This window comes from Desulfatibacillum aliphaticivorans DSM 15576, assembly GCF_000429905.1.
GTDB classification, from domain to species: domain Bacteria; phylum Desulfobacterota; class Desulfobacteria; order Desulfobacterales; family Desulfatibacillaceae; genus Desulfatibacillum; species Desulfatibacillum aliphaticivorans.
Window position 1 is genome coordinate 24,392 of record NZ_AUCT01000009.1, and the last position, 17,243, is coordinate 41,634.

At 54.7% G+C, this 17,243-nt stretch carries 17 protein-coding genes; 7 read left to right on the top strand and 10 right to left on the bottom strand.

What is annotated here, in order from left to right; genetic code table 11:
* Window positions 1-4 precede the first annotated feature (4 nt).
* Entirely contained in the window at window positions 5-592 is a 588-nt protein-coding gene (locus tag G491_RS0109955) for a hypothetical protein (protein WP_028314489.1), read from the top strand.
* A gap of 205 nt (window positions 593-797) precedes the next feature.
* Here G491_RS0109955 and G491_RS0109960 read toward each other — a convergent pair whose 3' ends face one another.
* The 5 genes from G491_RS0109960 to proC all read right to left on the bottom strand — a co-directional run bounded on the left by G491_RS0109960 (window position 798) and on the right by proC (window position 6,998).
* Window positions 798-1,268 (bottom strand): hypothetical protein, encoded by a 471-nt coding sequence (locus G491_RS0109960; RefSeq protein ID WP_028314490.1) that lies wholly within the window; start codon window positions 1,266-1,268, stop codon window positions 798-800.
* 70 nt (window positions 1,269-1,338) lie between these two features.
* Entirely contained in the window at window positions 1,339-4,815 is a 3,477-nt protein-coding gene (locus G491_RS0109965; RefSeq protein ID WP_028314491.1) for a UvrD-helicase domain-containing protein, read from the bottom strand.
* Between the two features lie 22 nt (window positions 4,816-4,837).
* Window positions 4,838-5,320 carry a thioredoxin family protein gene (locus G491_RS33670; protein WP_051327153.1) on the bottom strand — a complete coding sequence of 161 codons (483 nt, stop codon included), beginning with the start codon at window positions 5,318-5,320 and terminating at the stop codon, window positions 4,838-4,840.
* 12 nt (window positions 5,321-5,332) lie between these two features.
* Window positions 5,333-6,091, bottom strand: a complete 759-nt coding sequence (locus tag G491_RS0109975) for a cytochrome c biogenesis CcdA family protein (RefSeq protein WP_028314492.1) — start codon at window positions 6,089-6,091, stop codon at window positions 5,333-5,335.
* 61 nt (window positions 6,092-6,152) lie between these two features.
* Window positions 6,153-6,998: a pyrroline-5-carboxylate reductase gene (gene proC, locus G491_RS0109980; RefSeq protein ID WP_028314493.1), complete on the bottom strand. Its 846-nt coding sequence runs from the start codon at window positions 6,996-6,998 to the stop codon at window positions 6,153-6,155.
* A gap of 153 nt (window positions 6,999-7,151) precedes the next feature.
* Between proC and G491_RS30195 the strand changes: the two genes are divergently transcribed.
* A complete protein-coding gene (locus G491_RS30195; protein WP_035218421.1) occupies window positions 7,152-8,036 on the top strand; it encodes a cation diffusion facilitator family transporter in 885 nt (294 codons plus the stop codon).
* A 12-nt stretch (window positions 8,037-8,048) separates the two neighbouring features.
* Here G491_RS30195 and G491_RS0109990 read toward each other — a convergent pair whose 3' ends face one another.
* From G491_RS0109990 to G491_RS0110000, 4 genes are all read right to left on the bottom strand, one after another.
* Window positions 8,049-8,816 carry a TIGR02757 family protein gene (locus G491_RS0109990; RefSeq protein WP_028314494.1) on the bottom strand — a complete coding sequence of 256 codons (768 nt, stop codon included), beginning with the start codon at window positions 8,814-8,816 and terminating at the stop codon, window positions 8,049-8,051.
* Complete coding sequence (locus tag G491_RS34905; protein ID WP_084511474.1) at window positions 8,770-8,961, bottom strand: rubredoxin; 192 nt, start codon at window positions 8,959-8,961, stop codon at window positions 8,770-8,772. The genes G491_RS0109990 and G491_RS34905 overlap by 47 nt, the downstream gene beginning before the upstream one ends.
* Before the next feature lie 43 nt (window positions 8,962-9,004).
* The gene (locus G491_RS0109995) at window positions 9,005-9,421 is read right to left on the bottom strand and encodes a Fur family transcriptional regulator (protein WP_282705984.1); all 417 of its coding nucleotides are present in this window, start codon (window positions 9,419-9,421) and stop codon (window positions 9,005-9,007) included.
* 211 nt (window positions 9,422-9,632) lie between these two features.
* Window positions 9,633-9,815 carry a hypothetical protein gene (locus tag G491_RS0110000; protein WP_015948202.1) on the bottom strand — a complete coding sequence of 61 codons (183 nt, stop codon included), beginning with the start codon at window positions 9,813-9,815 and terminating at the stop codon, window positions 9,633-9,635.
* A gap of 188 nt (window positions 9,816-10,003) precedes the next feature.
* On the opposite strand from G491_RS0110000, the gene G491_RS0110005 reads away from it, so the two are divergent.
* Window positions 10,004-11,650 carry a fumarate hydratase gene (locus G491_RS0110005; protein WP_028314496.1) on the top strand — a complete coding sequence of 549 codons (1,647 nt, stop codon included), beginning with the start codon at window positions 10,004-10,006 and terminating at the stop codon, window positions 11,648-11,650.
* A 152-nt stretch (window positions 11,651-11,802) separates the two neighbouring features.
* Here G491_RS0110005 and G491_RS0110010 read toward each other — a convergent pair whose 3' ends face one another.
* Window positions 11,803-12,381: a flavodoxin family protein gene (locus G491_RS0110010; protein ID WP_028314497.1), complete on the bottom strand. Its 579-nt coding sequence runs from the start codon at window positions 12,379-12,381 to the stop codon at window positions 11,803-11,805.
* 177 nt (window positions 12,382-12,558) lie between these two features.
* Between G491_RS0110010 and G491_RS0110015 the strand changes: the two genes are divergently transcribed.
* The 4 genes from G491_RS0110015 to G491_RS30200 all read left to right on the top strand — a co-directional run bounded on the left by G491_RS0110015 (window position 12,559) and on the right by G491_RS30200 (window position 17,230).
* Window positions 12,559-13,542 carry a rhomboid family intramembrane serine protease gene (locus G491_RS0110015; protein ID WP_028314498.1) on the top strand — a complete coding sequence of 328 codons (984 nt, stop codon included), beginning with the start codon at window positions 12,559-12,561 and terminating at the stop codon, window positions 13,540-13,542.
* A gap of 256 nt (window positions 13,543-13,798) precedes the next feature.
* Entirely contained in the window at window positions 13,799-14,407 is a 609-nt protein-coding gene (locus G491_RS0110020) for a Crp/Fnr family transcriptional regulator (protein WP_028314499.1), read from the top strand.
* Between the two features lie 121 nt (window positions 14,408-14,528).
* A complete protein-coding gene (locus G491_RS0110025; protein ID WP_035218425.1) occupies window positions 14,529-15,509 on the top strand; it encodes an NAD-dependent epimerase/dehydratase family protein in 981 nt (326 codons plus the stop codon).
* Between the two features lie 11 nt (window positions 15,510-15,520).
* Complete coding sequence (locus tag G491_RS30200; RefSeq protein ID WP_169829418.1) at window positions 15,521-17,230, top strand: thiamine pyrophosphate-binding protein; 1,710 nt, start codon at window positions 15,521-15,523, stop codon at window positions 17,228-17,230.
* The last annotated feature ends 13 nt before the right edge of the window (window positions 17,231-17,243 follow it).

Below are 17,243 nucleotides of genomic sequence, written 5' to 3' on the forward strand. Positions count from 1 at the left end.
TACTATGAATGATAATACAACAGATTTGGAGAAAATGACCAAATCCAAATTGTATAAAGTTGCCGGCACATGTGCGCAATTTGTAACTCAGTTAGCGCATCATAGAGCGATGAATTCGTTCAGAAAGAATGGAATCACGATCAAATGCCCTTTCTGGATCACTATTTTTAACAACAGTATCGATATGGCCGTCCTAAACTGGCTTCACTTGTTCGGTTCCGACAGTGATGAATTGCATTGGAAAAAAAATGTATGTGAAGTGGATTCTTTCAGAGGACAGCTACTTGGACACATTGCCATGTCGCAAGAAGATTGGGAAAATTATTGGAATGAGACAAAAGGATATCGGGATAAAACGGTTGCACATATTGACTCTGTTCCCCATGTCCATGTGCCCGATATGAGTGTCGCTATCAAGGCAGCAGATTTTTATTATCAATGGATTTTTGAGGTGATTAAAAGGGATTATCCAAATGTGTCGTTCGATTATTGGCCTGTTGATCTCAATGATTATCTTAAGCTAAAAATTCAAGCTGTGAAAGAGTTGCTTGAAAAGATTGGTTTTGATGCCGCTTTGGTAGATACTAATTGAGTTGATGATAAGAGGAGTAGTGAGTCGATTATCACCTGACGCCTATGCTCCCAAGAGCTCTTGATCAACAAAAGTGATACAAGCGTAAGCCGTATCAGTTTTTACCCGTCTGACCAAGGCGATAGGGGCGCAAGGGCGCCCCTGCTAAGAAAGATAAATGACGCAAGCGTCCGCAATGGCTTTTGCGGACACCTGTTCTGCTATTTTAATCTTCCAGCTCTTCTTCGTCGTCAAACTCGTCGTACTCATAGTCCTCGTAATCCCTGCCTACAAGAACCGTGTCGATCACGCCGTCCAGCACGTAGAACTGGAGGTTGACGTCATAAAAGGAATAGGCGTCCTCCTCGCCCTCGTCGGTATCGATTTTTTCGATGTCGTCGGGCTCCATTTCCAGGACTTCCAGGGCTTCGTCAGGAGGAAGGCCGATGAGGTTGGCGTTGTTGTAGAAGAAGTTGGACGAGACGATGACGCTTTCCAGCAACCCGTCCTCAAAGTAGAATCGCGCGTCCTCGTCGCCCGGCATGCCGTAGGTTTCCCAGTCTTCATCCTCTTCCACCTCGTCAGGAATCGGAAACAGGGAAAACTTTGACGCGTACTTGTCCACCGGTTCGTTGAACACGAAAGGCCCGATGCCTTCCAGCGGAGTCCATTCATAAATGATTTGGCTGCTTCCCATAATGCCTCGCAAAGTTTGGGTTAGGCGATAAACTGACAGCGACCGTCAAACGGCCGAAGAATATTCCTTTTTATTCCCCAAATAAACCCATTTGTATGGGGGCGGGCTTTTTTTTGCGTTTAAAGGGCTTTTTCAGGTCTTTCATCTCCTCTTTAATGCGCGTGAGGAAAGGACTCGGTTGTTGGGAGACAACCTTGCCGAACATGCGTCGGCGCTTGGCGTAGGTCAGCCACAAGCGCCTCTGGGCGCGGGTGAGGGCCACATAGAAAAGGCGCAGTTCCTCTTCCGGGTCGGACTCCTTGCCTTCCCGGAAATAGGGGATCAATCCGTCTTCGCAGCCGGTTACGAACACCCCCCGGAACTCCAGCCCCTTGGCCGCGTGCATGGTCATGAGGGACACCCGGTCCGCCTCGGGCTCCAGGGTGTCGGCGTCGCTGGCCAGATTCACCATGTCGCAGAACCTGCCCAGATCGCCGTTAAAATCCTGGGCCATGTCCAAAATGCAGGCGCTGGCGGTGCGGCCGTTGCCGCTCCTGGTGTACAAGGGCTCCAGGGGAATGGTGTACATCAGGTGCTCCAGGGCTTCCGGAAGAATAGAGTCCAGGATTTTTTTCCTGGCCTCTGTAATGGTCTTCCAGACGCTGTGCAGCTTGATCTGCTGCGAGTTGGAAAGCCCGGGCAAAGGCAGCCTGCGGGCGACTTCCAGGGCTTCGATCAGGCTTTTCCCCTGGGACTCCCCCCAGGTGCGCAGAGTTTCGATAGTTTTATCCCCAATGCCCCGTTTGGGGAAGTTCATGATGCGCAAAAGGTCCAGGTCCGTCCCGGTTTGATTGACCAGCCGGATATAGGAAAGCAACTCCTCCACGCCCGGATGGTCCACCAGGCGCTTTTTATCCACTACCTGATAAGGGATGCCCGAACGGTCCAGGGCTTCCGTCAAAGGCGGAAGCTGGATGCGGGTGCGGAACAAAACCGCGAAGTCGCCGAAGCTCCAGTCTTCCGAGCCTGCGTCCATGTCGGTCCTCCCCGAATCCAGGGAAAAATGGCTGACCCCGCCCACCATGCTTTCCATGATATGCACAATGGCTTCGGATTCCGCGGCCGAGGTGGGCGTGTCGATTATCATGATTTGGTCCGCGCCCACGATGCCCGAATGCAGGCCGAAATCCTGTCCCGGGTCGCCCATGACCTGGCCGGCGACTTTCAGCACCGTTTCCGTGGAGCGGTAATTGGTGGAAAGCTCGATAACCCGCGCCTGGGGATAATCCTCCCCGAACCGGTTGAAAAAGCCCACGTCCGAGCCCCGAAAACCGTAAATAGCCTGATCCGGGTCTCCGATTACGGTCAGGTCGGCCTCCGGCGGGCAAAGTTGGCGCAGCAGCCGGTATTGCACGTGGTTGACGTCCTGGAACTCGTCCACGCACACATGGGGGAAGCGCTTTTGCAGGGATTCACGATACAGGGAGTCCGCCTCAATGGCCCGGACAGCCTTGTACATGAGATCGTCAAAATCCAATAGCTCCAGCCCGGAGATCATGGTCTGATAAGCCGCGTAAGCCTCCTGCATGGCCCCGGCCTTGTTTTCCAAATCCTTAAATTCCGCCGAGGAGGGGGAGTCCATTTGCTGTTTTGCCAAAGAGATATGCAGGGACGCCAGCTCCGGCTTGATTTTTTTAATCCCGGCTTCTTTCAAGGCCTTTTTGATATAAAAAAGCCGGTCCTTCTCGCCCAAAACGCTTATGGCGCGCCCTTCCGCCTCGGCCAACTCCCGCAGCAGGGTCAGGCAAAAGGCGTGAAAGGTGGCGACAAAAACCTTGCCGCCGTTTTCGCCCAGCATGTCTTCCAGCCGATGGGCCATTTCCCGGGCCGCCTGATTGGTGAACGTGATCGCCAGAATGGACTCGGGCGGCGCTCCGGATTTTTCAACCAATCGGGCGATCCGGTGGGTCAGGGTCCGGGTTTTTCCCGTGCCAGGTCCGGCCTTGATAAGCAGGGGCGAGCCTTCATGATTGACCGCGCTTTCCTGGACCGCATTCAGGGCGAAGGGCTTGGGCGCCGGTCTTTCCTTGGGCGTTTGATTGTGGACGGCCCGGGAAAGAAGCTCCCTGGGCTCCAGGTCGTTTTCCGTGGAAATTTCCTCTTCCGGTTCCTGTGGATATTCCTCAATTTCCTGAGGGGCGTCGAAAAGTCCGGCCTGCTCAATCGTCGGTTCATTGTCTACGGACTTTTTTTTTCCGGATTTTGCTTGTTTTTTCGGCTTGGGAATGTCGAACAAGGCCTGTTGCCCCAGCAGCCCCTCCCGTTCCTGGGCGTCAAAAACCGCCACGGTTCCGTATTCGCCGTCAAAGCCGCCCTTGAGGACGATGTTTCCGGATCGCATGCGGCTGACAGCCTCGGCCAGCAGGGGCAGGGGGGACTTCTCCAACTCCTCGGGCGTGGCGTCTTTGATAATGTAAAGCTCAGGCCCCACAGCCTTGAGGGTTTCGTCATACGCCGCCTTGACCTTTTTGCTGTTCGGCCCAACGCCCAGGATGTTGGATAAAATGTCCACCAAAGGAACCAGGCTGTGAAAGGGGTGGCGCCGCTCGGGCAGTTGGCCCTCCCCCCGATCCGCCAGGGCTTCCACACGATGCAAAACGCCCAGGGTCAGGGGCTTGCCGCAAACCGGGCACAGGCAGCCGTTCGCCAGGCTTTCAGGGGGCATCAGGCAAACGTTGCATTTGCGGTGCCCGTCCAGGTGGTATTTGCCTTCTTCCGGAAAAAACTCAATGGTGCCCAGAAAATCCTCGCCGGTTTTCAAAGCCCTGCTCATGGCGGGAAACGAAAGCTCCGTGCCGAACAGGTTGGCTTCCCTGGCCAGCTTGGAAGGCGAGTGGGCGTCGGAATTGGACACCAGGGTTCTGCCGTCCAGGTCCGAAACCCGCCAGTTCATGGGCGGGTCGGACGAAAGCCCGGTTTCCAGGGCGTAGATGTGGGGCGAAAGGTCTTCAAAGCATTCTTCAATGGAGTCAAAGCCGGATTTGGAGCCCAAAAGGGAGAACCACGGCGTCCAGATATGAGCCGGGATGAAAAGCCCGTCAGGATCGAACTCCAGCATGTATTCCAGCAGGATTTTTGCGTCCAGGCCCAGGATGGGCCTGCCGTCGGACTTGATGTTGCCGATGGAGTCCAGCTTTTCGTTAAACTTGGCGACTTTGTCCAGGTCCGGCATCAGGATGACGTTATGATTCTTTCTCGTGGCGTCTTTTTTTTTGTAGATGTTGCTGATTTCCGCACTGAGGATAAAACGCACCTCGCCCTTGCAGGATTCGGGAACCCGGGCGTTTATGGGCGCCGCCAATTCGGGCTTGAGCCTAAGTAGCCCCGGCTCGGCGGGCTCCAGCTTCTCCCGGATTTCCGCAAACCAGGCGGGATGGGTGAAATCCCCTGTCCCCACCACGGTCAGGCCTTTCAATTGCGCCCAATAATGCAGGTTTTCCAGGTTCAGGTCCCGGGCCGTCGCTCGGGAGTAGCAAGAGTGGATGTGCAAGTCAGCGGCGAATGGCATGAACGGAAATCCGATTTTGGGGTTATTTTCTTTGGCTCATAAAATCCTTGAGCGTGATTTTGTCATAGGATTTTGAGCCCAAATACTCCAGCATGACCATAAATTGCTCCGGCGGCATGAATCCCGGGCTGATCGCCAGGCCGGAGTTGGTGGACAAAGGCGCCAGACCGTCGTTGGAAAACCCGTTGGCCGGAAATCCTCTGACGTAAAATTTGGAGGCCATTTTTTTGGCGGCGTCGCTTTTTTCCGGATTCAGCCTGACGGATAAAAAATTGTCATTCAGGTATTTAACGACTTTAGGATCCTTGAAGGTGCTGGCGTCCATTTTTTTGCAGTAGCCGCACCAGTCCGTATAAAAATGCAGATAAACCAGTTTATCCCCGTTTTTTACGCTGTCCTGGGCCGCCTCCAAGGTGGTCCAGTTAATGGTGGAGGCGCTCAGGCCGGAACTTGCCATGGCAAGGCATAAGGCCAGAGCCAGAATAATGGTTTTCACTGGTTTCATGTCTTGTCTCCTTTAAATCCAGTCCAAAATAAGTGCAACCCCCAGCAGAAACATAACGCCTCCCGCCGTAGGCATAATAAAGCGCATGTATTTTTTGGCCTTGGCCAAAAACTCCAGCAACAGATTTACAAAAATCGCCAAAATCAAAAAGGGCGCCGCCAGCCCAATGGAATAGACCGCCAGCAATGCTCCGCCTCGCAGGGCCGTCTCCTGGTTGGCGGCCATCATGAGCACGCTCATTATAAACGGCCCCATGCACGGCGTCCAGCCCGCGCCAAAGGCCATTCCCACCATAAACATGCCTATCATGCTGGCGGGCCTCTCCGCGAAGTGAAAGCGCTTCTCAACGTCCAGGGCCTTGATGTGGAAAAGCCCCATGACATGCAGGGCCAGAATAATCACCACAATGCCGCCGGCGATCCGGATGGTCGCCATATGCTCCAGCAACAGGGCGCCCAAAGCCGAGGTGGTCATGCCAAAGGCCGTGAACACAAAGGAAAAGCCGGCGCAAAAAAGGACGGTGGATAAAATCAGACGTCTGCGGATTTTTTTCTGGGCGGCCTCAGGCTCCGGGTCGGGCGGACCATCTTCCAGGTCGTGGAAAACCAGGTCCTTGTGCGCCTTTCCACGGGGCCTGTCCACCAATTGGTCCAACGAAGCCCCCGCCAAAAAGGCGAAATAGGCAGGCACCAGGGGCAACACGCACGGGGAAAAAAACGAAAGCAGGCCCTGGAGCAGGGCGGCGAAGAAACTGACATCAGTTTGAAACATGGTTACGCTCTCAGAATCGGTCAGATGATATGGGGCGCAGCCTTTTGCCCCGGCCGGTTCCCTACCCAAGCTCCTCGCCGCGCTTTTTAGCGGCCAGCATGCCCTTGACAATAGCTTCCAGCACCTTGTTTTCATTGAAAACATTGAGAGCGGCAGCCGTTGTGCCTCCTTTGGAGGTTACTTTCTGCCGCAACAGGCCGGGCGCCTCGCCGGTTTCCTCCATCAGCAGGGCCGCGCCTTTGATGGTCTGGATAGCCATTTCAAGCGCTTTATCCTCAGGCAGACCCACTTCCACGCCTCCCTGAACCATGGCTTCGGCCAAATAAAATACGTAGGCCGGGCCCGAGCCGGAAAGGGCGGTTACGCCGTTGATGTCCTTTTCGTCAAACCACAAGGCCTTGCCCGCCGCGTCCATAATTGTCTGGGCGGTTTGGCGGTCTTCTTCAAGGGCGTATGCATTGGGCGCCATGCCGGCCATGCCCTGGCCCACCAAAGCCGGGGTGTTGGGCATCACCCGGACGATGGGCAGCCTGGATTTGGCTTCTTCGTCCAATCCGGCGTAAAGGATGCCTTCCATTTTTGCGCAGCCCACACCGGCGGCAATGGAAATGATCAGCTTGCGCCCTTCTCCGGGGAATTCGGGGGATGCAACCAGATTTTCCAGCACTTCGGGGAGAAATTGGGGTTTGACAGCCAGCACAACGGCGTTGGACTTGGCGAAAACCTGAGCGTTATCCTGCGTGGTTATAATGCCGAATTCCTTTTCCGCAAGTTCCAGGCGCTCCGCTGTAATGTCCGAGGCGATGATGTTTTTTGGGGGAAGAACCTCAGACTTGACCAATGCGCCGATTATGGCCCAGGCCATGTTTCCGGCCCCTATAAAGCCGATAGATAGGTTGTTATTCATGCTGGCGTCTGTTTCTCCTGTTCTTTGAAGTATTGCTATAAATAAACGTCCCTAAAGAGGTAAACACCCTTGCTCTCTTTGTCAATGATAATGGCTTTTTTCACAGCCCATACCCATTGACTTTTATGGAAAAGTTGTGGCAAAATTCCATTTATGGAAGACGTTTCTATTCAAGTAAAAGCCGGTTATAAAGTAACCCTGGTAGGCCTGATTGCCAACGTGGCGCTGGTTGGTCTTAAGCTGGCGCTGGGCGTGATGGGACGCAGCCAGGCTCTTATTGCAGATGCGGTTCACTCGGTATCCGATCTTTTTTCTGACTTTGTGGTTATTTTGGGCCTCCATTTCGGCCGAAAAACCGCCGACGATCGCCATCACTTCGGCCACGGCCGCCTGGAAACCATGGCCACTACAGTGGTCAGCGTCTTTCTTGCGGCGGCGGGCATTGGAATTGGAGTGGATGCCGGCCGGGCGATTTATTTTCACACCACCTGCCCTCCTTCCTGGATAGCCCTTATTGGCGCCGGCCTTTCCATCCTGGTTAAGGAGCTCCTTTACCGTTACACCGCTCACGTGGGTAATAAAATCAAGAGTAAGGTTGTCGTGGCAAACGCCTGGCACCACAGGTCCGACGCCTGGTCGTCCGTCGCGGTATTCGCGGGCGTGGCCGGCGCCCAGTTTAACCCGGACCTTGCCGTCCTTGACTCCTACGCAGCTCTCCTGGTTTCCTTTGTGGTCCTTATGGTGGGCGTTAAAATGTTTTGGGCTACCATTAAAGAACTGACCGACGCCGCCCCGGACCCTGACACCCTGGATAGAATCAACGGGTGCATTTGCGGCGTCCCGGGAGTTCAAAACGTGCATGACCTGAAAGTCCGCACCTCCGCCGACATGCTCCAAATGCAGGTCCACATTGTGGTGGACGGAGACCTGAGCGTCCGTCAGGGCCACAGCATCGCCAAAGAGGTGGAAAAATGCCTTTTTGACGAAATCAGCGAAGTGGTCGACGTGGTGGTTCATGTAGATCCGGCCGATGATTAACGGCTTACGCCCTCACATAAACAACGCCGGCTCAGCCATGGAAATCCGGGTCAAGGCGAAGTCGTAGCGCACCGGATCTTCCGGACAGATCCTTCCAAACGCCCTGGAAGCCTCCAGGGCCGTCTTCAAGTCGTTTTGCTTTCTGCCCGTCAACTTCAAAGAACGGCATATCCTGCCCATATGCACGTCCATGGGGACGATCAACTGCCGGGGATGCACGCAGGTCCATCCTCCGGGATCCACGTCGTCTTCTCGCACAATCCAGCGTAAAAACAAATTCATGCGCTTGCAGGCACTGCCTTTGGATGGATCGGGCGCCAGATGACCGGCGCCTTCCAGGCCAGCTTTCACCATCAGGTCGTAAAAAGCCGCCATGGAAGGCATGACATGCTCATGGTCCGGACTCACGCCCTGGGCGTAGGCCTGCTCCAGGGATCCGTAATCCTGGTTTAAGCGTTTTACGGCCCTGAACAAAGCCGAAAGATGATCCCCTTTGCAAAATCGGTGGCAAAAGCCTTCAAAAAGGCCGGGAAGATCGTTCTCGCTGCATGCGGCCAGAAATTCGGCAGGGCGGGGGCCCAGTGCGTCCAGAACCAGGGAGATGCTCCGGCGGATGAGCGCAACTCTTCCGTACGCCAAAGACGCAGCAAGCAGCGCGACTATTTCCCGGTCTGGAAGCTCTGGATAAAAATGGACGAATTCTAAAGGATCGGTGGAAAGATATTCAGGACGGTTATACTTTTCGTAGGCGGACTCTAAGGTCTTCTTGTCGCTTTTCAAAATGTCTCCTGGACCCGCTGCAGACCGGACACGTCCAATCTTGCTTTAAATCCTGAAATGCGGTCCCGGGCGAAGTCTGGCTCTCCCGGTCCCCTTTGTGCGGATCGTATACGTAGCCGCATACCTCGCAAAGGTACTGGTCCATTAAGGTTCCTCCCCCTGATGGCTTGTTTAATGTGGGTTTTGAGCTAAACGGCTTTTTTGGCCCTGCACTCTTGGCACAACCCTGTCAATTCTAAACGGTATCCGGAAATGTCAAATCCTTCTATGGCTTCAGAGGGAATTTTAGGCATCGGAAACGCCTTGGCAGGTATGTCAATCACCGAACCGCACATGGCGCAACGGGCGTGATGATGCTCGCTCGTGTCGCCGTCGTACCTGCGCTGCGTGCCGGAAACCTCCAGTTTCAAAACCTCTCCCGCTGCCGAGAGGGTCTCCAGGTTCCGGTACACGGTCGCCAAGCTGATTCGGGGGAGACGCTTACGGACCATCTCATAAACCTGATCCGCCGTGGGGTGGCTCGTAACCTTTCTGAGCTCTTCAAGGATAACCTTGCGTTGCCGCGTCATCCTGAATTGCTGTTTGTCGGATTCTATATTCATCATCTCTCACCGCAGGCAGTATTAATTCCTATTTGTATATTAGTCAAGCCTTTTTGCACCACTCGTTGTGTGAAATAGAATACACCTTATATTTGAATGGCTTGACAAAAAAAAACAGGCTCCGGCGAGAGAAAAGGATGGTCTAATAAAGGAATTCAGGGTAAGAAAACGCCCGGAGGCATATTTTCCTCCGGGCGTTGAACTTGGTTACGGTTTAAAAGTCGGCCTTGCATTGGGTGAAGTCAACGGGCTTTTTGCACTTTTTGCAAGTATGGGGCTTGTCGAATTCGTCGGAAAAAATTTCCAGCTCCTCCCCGCATTCAGGGCACTTGCAGGTAAAGGACTTCAGGTCTTTGTTCGCCTCAAAACCAGGACAATGTTGCGGTGTGTTGGACATAACAGCCTCCTTTCATGAGTGAAAGTGCGGGGCGGTGAACAGTCAATGGACGCCGCCCATGACGTTAACGACTTATGTACCAGAACCAGCCAAGCAAAGCTTGTGTTTGAAAATAGAATTTCCTATATTTATGTTTTAGATCCCAGCAAAGCGGTTTGGCCGCGTCCAAAAAAAATAGGAGACTTAAAATGGACAATTGGCAATACCAGGACCCTTTCCCTTTGGCACAAGATAATACCGTTTTTAAAAAAATCACGCCAGATTTTGTTTCTACAACAAATTTTGAAGGCAAAACCGTTGTAAAAGTCGAGCCCGAGGGCCTGAAGTTGTTGGCGAAACAGGCTTTTCGGGACGTCTCCCACCTTTTGCGCACCGCCCATTTGGAGCAGCAGGCGGCCATACTGGAAGACCCCGAAGCCTCGGACAACGACAAATACGTCGCCTTTGAAATGCTTCGCAATGCGGCCATCGCCGCCGAAGGCGTTTTCCCCACCTGCCAGGATACGGGCACGGCCATTGTCATGGGCAAAAAAGGCCAGGCCGTCTGGACTGACGGCTCCGACGCCGCAGCCCTTTCCGAAGGCATCCGGGAAGCCTACCTGGAAAACAACCTGCGCTATTCCCAAAACGCGCCGCTGACCATGTTCCAGGAGGTCAACACCAAATGCAATCTCCCGGCTCAGATAGACATTCTGTCCACGCCCGGCGATCAATACAGCTTTTTGTTCATGGCCAAAGGCGGCGGCTCGGCCAACAAAACCTATCTTTTCCAGGAAACCAAGGCCGTTCTGAACGAAAAATCCATGCTGGCCTTTATGCTGGAAAAAATGGTCAGCCTGGGCACGGCCGCGTGCCCGCCTTATCACCTGGCCTTTGTGGTGGGCGGCACCTCCGCCGAAGCCAACCTTAAGACCGTCAAACTGGCCACTGCTAAATATTACGACAATCTACCCACTCAGGGCAATGATTCCGGTCAGGCTTTTCGCGATGTGGAACTGGAAGCCAAACTTTTAAAGGCGTCCCAGGACCTTGGCATCGGCGCCCAGTTCGGCGGAAAGTACTTCTGCCTGGACGTTCGGGTCATCCGTTTGCCCAGGCATGGGGCTTCCTGCCCGGTGGGGATCGGCGTCAGCTGCAGCGCGGACCGGAACATCAAAGCCAAGATCAACGCGGACGGCATCTTTTTGGAGCAACTGGAAGAACATCCCGAACGCTTTCTGCCCGAAAGCCTCCAATCCTCCACCGAGGCCGTGCAGATCGACCTCAACATGCCCATGGACGAGATCCGGGCCATCCTGACCAAATACCCCGTGGCCACCCGCGTCATGCTGAACGGCGACATTGTCGTGGCCAGGGACATCGCCCACGCCAAACTCAAGGAGCGCCTGGACAGCGGCGAAGGCATGCCCGACTATTTTAAGGATCATCCGGTCTATTACGCCGGCCCCGCCAAAACGCCCGAAGGCTACGCCTGCGGCTCCTGCGGCCCCACCACCTCGGGTCGGATGGACCCCTACGTGCCCATCTTCCAGGCCGAAGGCGGCTCCATGGTCATGCTGGGTAAGGGAAACCGCACCAAGGTCGTCACCGACGCCTGCAAAAAATTCGGCGGCTTTTACCTGGGCTCCATCGGAGGCCCCGCCGCCAGGTTGGGCAAGGAATGCATCACGGCCTTGAAGGTTTTGGAATACCCCGAATTGGGCATGGAAGCCATCCAGCTTATGACGGTCAGGGACTTCCCCGCCTTTATCATCGTGGACGACAAGGGCAACGACTTTTTCTCCGACCTTTCGGAGCGGTATCAGGCCCTGCGCAAGAAAATGAACCTGGACTAATCCACAGCCGGGACTCCTTATAACCAGCAAACGCCCGGCAGGCTTAGGCCCGCCGGGCGTTTTAAGTTTCTCGCTTCTATGCTTTGCGCGGGAGCGGGTCTATTTTGATTGGAGTAAAACCGCAGCAGTACTCAATGAATTATTGCATGCGGCTACTCGCCCTTGACGATTTTCCGCCCCAATTCCCTGGCCTGGTCCATGGCGTCTTCGTGCTCCAGAACCGCGCCCTTGTCTTCCACCCGCCTGAAAAAGATGCCCCCGCCGTATTCCATGTCCATGGCGTCGTAAAAATATTTACAGGTCAGCTCGCACCCTTCAAAGAGGTTCTTGCCCCGGGTGGCGCCCACGCCAATGGCGTAGCCGATCCCGCTTTCATAGGGCACGGACGGCCCCTGGCCCTTTTTCAGCAGCCGGTCCGACCACATGGCCTGGGTGCGATCGATAATGGCCTTTAACTGGGCCGGGAAATTGTAGAAAAAAATGGGCCCGGCAGTCACAATGGCGTCCGCTTCCTTTAAAATAGGATAAAGATCCTGCATCTCGTCCTTGACCACGCACTTGCCGGTTTTGTCGCAGCCGCCGCACTCGCGGCAGCCTGAAATTTTATAGTCGCGGGCGTAAATCGCCTGTGTTTCCGCTCCGGCCCCTTTCGCTGCTTCAAGCAGGGCGTCAAGCAGCAGGTCACTGTTTCCGCCCTTTCTGGGGCTGCCGTATATTCCTAGAACTTTCATGTTTCCGCCTCCGTATAAGAGTATTCAAGATTGAGTATTATTGACATTATAAGAATTCAAGGACGCACGTCAACAAGGCTTCTTATTTGCATGTTCGCTAAAAGAGGTTATATTTAATCAATTCGCGTCCCGAGAGAATAAAAAACGCCGGGGCCATGAAAGGAAAATTAAAGGCCCATGTTTCCTATTCGAGACACCATCCCTTCCAACACTGTGCCGGTTGTTAACAACCTGATCATTGCCGTGAACGTTTTGATCTTTTTGATGCAGTTGAGCTACGGCGAGGCGTCGTCTCAAATTTTGATCCACTATGGGCTCATCCCGGCCCGGTTGACCGTGGAGCAATATTCCGCCCATTTCACCTTATTTCAAAAGGCATTCTGGTTGATTTCGTACATGTTTCTCCACGGCGGATTCATGCACATTTTGGGGAACATGTGGATGTTATATATCTTCGGGGACAATGTAGAAGACAGGCTGGGGCACCTGCGGTATCTGGTTTTCTATTTGGCCTGCGGTGTTCTGGCCGCCATGGTTCATATTATTTCGGACCCATACTCCAAGCTGCCCACCGTGGGCGCCAGCGGGGCCATAGCCGGAGTCATGGGAGCCTATTTCCTGCTTCATCCCCGGGCCAAGGTGCTGACCCTGATTCCCATTATAATCATTCCCTTATTTTTTGAGATTCCGGCCTTTTTCTTTTTGGGCGTCTGGTTCCTCATGCAATTTATAAATGCCGCGGGATCAGCCTCCGAGGGCGTGGCATGGTGGGCGCATGTAGGCGGCTTTATTTTCGGCATGATTCTGGTTCCTCTTTTTTCCACCGTCCCCCAGATTGGAGCGGACCGCGCGGTGCGCACCGTAACCCAGCGCAAGCGCTCGCCCAGGCTCCAGGTGCTGCACCCTGAATCCGCGCCTTCCTCGGCGGATTTGCACGGCGTGTTGAACATCACGCCTTCGGAATCTTTCCTGGGAGCGAAAAAACTGGTGAACGTCCCCTGGGGATATGAAAAGCGGCTGTTCACTGTGGTGGTCCCTCCAGGCATGAATCCGGGCGCCAAGCTCCGCCTGAAAGGCCTGGGCAAAGCCCGGTCAGACGGAACCCGGGGCGATTTGTATTTGGAGATCGCCCTGAACAGAAGATCCCAGGACCGCCAATAATTAACGACTTTCCCGGAAAAAAGGGCGACCCGTTATGGTGTGAGAATAACGGCCGCCATGCGCCGCCAAGAAAAATACATTCATATTTGTTGGTCCATGTTATATAATATTTAATGGTTGCACCCGAATTTTCTTTCTTTGGCCTTGATGCATGGAAAAATAATCCCTTATCGCCGCAGTCCATGAGCGGGATGAATCCCGCGCCTCAGATTGGACGGCCGGCGCGGTTAACGCCTGTTTTGAGGACAAGATGCCCATGGACCCCAATATCTTTTTGGAGCGCGTTCGCAAGGAATTGGAGAAATACGCCCCGATTCCCGATGACGAGTGGGAAAAGACCGACCGCACGGCGTTTACGCCGGTCCGATACGAGAAGGGGGAGCATTTTCTACGCATCGGGGACGTTCCGGACAAAATGGGCTTTATCTGGTCCGGTTTGTTTCGGATTTTTTGCATTACCGAGCAGGGCGACGAGCGGATCATGGCCTTTCGGGGCGAAAACCGCTTCCTTTCCGCCTTCAGCCCCTTTCTGGAAAGCCAGCCTTCCTGGTACGGCATCCAGGCCCTGGAGCCCAGCATTTTACTTTGCTTTGACCTGCAGCAATACCAGCGCCTCATGGCCGGCCATCCCTGCTGGTGCCAAATCAGCCGAAAATACGTTGAAAATCTTTTCATCGAAAAAGAAAGGCGGGAGCGGGATTTCCTGACCGAAAACGCCGAAACCCGGTATTTGAATTTCTTGCGGGAATATCCCGGCCTTGAAGACAGAGCGCCGCAATATCAGATCGCTTCCTATCTTGGAATCACCCCCGTGGCCTTAAGCCGCATCCGAAAAGCCCTTCGCAAAAAAAATCAAATCTCTTAACATAGGTTAATGCCCTAACCCTAGTCCTGACCTAAACTTTCCGTAAATTAAGCGCAACGCCGATTAATCCGGCGCCGCCTCTCGCGGCGGAAGAACAGTCGGCTTGACGACGGGAGGTTTTATGAAAAAGGCATTCATCACCGGCGCCACCGGTTTTCTTGGGTTGAATCTTATCGAGGAGCTGAGCCGTCAGGATTGGGAAATCCATGCTCTGCATCTGCCGGGCGAGGACCTTGGGCAGCTGTTACGGTTTCAGGTTCAAGCCATAGCCGGCGACATCCTTGATCCCGGCTCCATCAAAAAGGCTTTGCCGAAAGACGTGGACGCGGTCTTTCACTTGGCCGGGGACACCAGCACTTGGTCCAAAAACAACGCCCGCCAGTGGAAAATTAACGTTGACGGAACCATTAACGTCCTGAACGCGGCCGTCGCCCAAAACGCGGGCCGGTTCATTTACACCTCGTCCATCTCCGCTTTCGGCTTCCACAACGGCCCCATGTCGGAAGCCACCATCTCCACCGCCAAGGAATCCGGCGTGAATTATCACCTGAGCAAATTCATCGCTGAGCAGGAAATCAGGAAAAAAGCCAACCTAATCCGCTCGGTAATCCTTAATCCCTGCAACGTCATCGGCCCTTACGACCGGGTCAACTGGGCTCAAACCATCAAGGCCGTGCATCAGGATCGCGTGCCAGGCTATCCCCCGGGGACGGGCACTTTCGCCCATGTCAGGGACATCGCCGCCGCTCATATCGCCGCAGCCGAGCATGAAAACCCGGAGATCCAATACGTCCTGGGCGGGACGCCTGCCGCGTTTGAGCAGGTGTTTGCCGTGATTGAAAAGATCCTGGGAATGCCTCATTCCGGCAAGCTCATCTCAAAAAACAAGCTCAAAGCGTTCACGTACTTGCTGCAAATCAAGTCTTGGTTTGACGGCAAGGAGCCGTTGATCACCCTGGAAAAATATAAGCGCCTGGTGGGAACCCAGTTATGTCATGACCAGTTGGCCGTCCATGACCTGGGTCTGCAAAAGGCGCCCCTCGAGGAAATGTTCACCGACAGCTACCACTGGCTGCGGCAGGAAAACCTTTTGAACGATTAATGGAGGATATCATGGAAAACGAACCTAAAAACTTGAAGAAGGGCTGGGAGCTCATCGCTGAAGCCTTTGCCCAAAAGGGCGTGGAATACCTCTTTACCGTGCCGGGGGAAAGCATTTCCCCCATTCAGCGCGCTGCGGAAGCCTCCGGCATCCCCATCGTCTCCGCCCGGCACGAGCAGGCTGCAACCTTTATGGCGGAAACTTACGGCCGCATGACAGGCAAGCCGGGTTTGGTTGCCGTCACTTTCGGCCCCGGCTTCACCAACACGTTGTCGGCGATTCAAAACGCCAACCTGTCCAACTCGCCGCTCATCCTCATGGCCGGAGCCCACGGCGCTCCATCCCCGGACCGGCTGGGCCTGCAGGATATGAAGCAGGAGCCCATCATCGAATCCATCGTCAAAAAATCCCTGGTGTGCCGCCAGACCGAACGCCTGCCGGATTATATCGACATGGCTTTTCGCTACGCAGGAACCGGCAGGCCGGGGCCCGTCTTTCTGGAACTGCCCATCGACGTCCTGGACGGCGCCGTGGAATCCGAAAATGCCGTACGGCTTCACACCGAGGTTGCGTCGCGGCCCATCGATCCCAACGACGTTGTAAAAATGATGACCCTGATAAAGGAGTCTCTAAAACCCGTCATCATGGCGGGCAGCGGGGCCTACTTCTCCCAGGCCGGGCCGGAACTGGCCCAGTTCGTGGAAAAGGCCGGCATCCCGGTTTTCACCGGAAAATTCGGCCGGGGAATCGTTCCGGACTCCCATCCCCTGTGCTTTGAATCGTCGGTGGGCCTTAGGCCGGGCGCCGCAGCGCTGGCGACCATCGACTCCGACTGCATCATCCTGTTGGGAAATCGCCTGTGCCTATACAACGCCACTGGCTCCCTGTATCGGCCGGACGCAAAAATCATTCAGGTGGACATTGAACCCGAGGAAATCGGCCGGAATCGCTCCGTGGACGCGGCCATTTTCGGGGATGTCAAACGGCTGCTGGAGGCGTGCACCCATTGGATTGACGCCAAAGGCGCCGGAGAATCTCTTCGGGAGCGCTTCGCTCCCTGGATCGCGCAACTGCAGAAGGAGCATGACAATAACAAGGAATTGTCCAAGTTTCATTATACAAGCGATCAGGTCCCCATCCACCCGGCCAGGCTCGCCAAGGAAATCGACCGGTTCATGGACCGGCCCGACGACATCATCGTCTACGACGGCGGCGATATGCCCACCTGGATGCTGTCCTACCGCACCTGCGAGGCGCCCTGGAACGAAATGGCCTCCGGCCTCTACGGCTGCCTCGGCTGCGGCCTGCCTTACGCCGCCGCGTCCAAGCTCATCCGCCCCCAAAGCCGGGTCATGCTGTGCACCGGAGACGGGTCCATCGGCTTTAGCTTTATGGAACTGGAAACCTGCGTGCGTAAAGGCCTGCCCATCGTGGTCGTCATCGGCAACAACAATCTGTGGGGCATGACCGCCAACAGCATGATGCTGAAATTCAGGCATCATATCCCCAACACCGTTGAGCTGGATTTCGTCCCCTACCACAAATTGATGGAAGCCATCGGCATTCAGGGCTTTTTTGTGGAAAATCCGGCTGACATCGGCCCGGCCCTGAAAGCCGCTTTTGACACGGGCGGCCCGGCCATCGTCAACGTCATGACCGATCCCAGCATTATGGGGCCGGGCTCCGCCGGACTGGCCATGATTGCCGGCAACGAATTTTAATCCTGATTGAAAA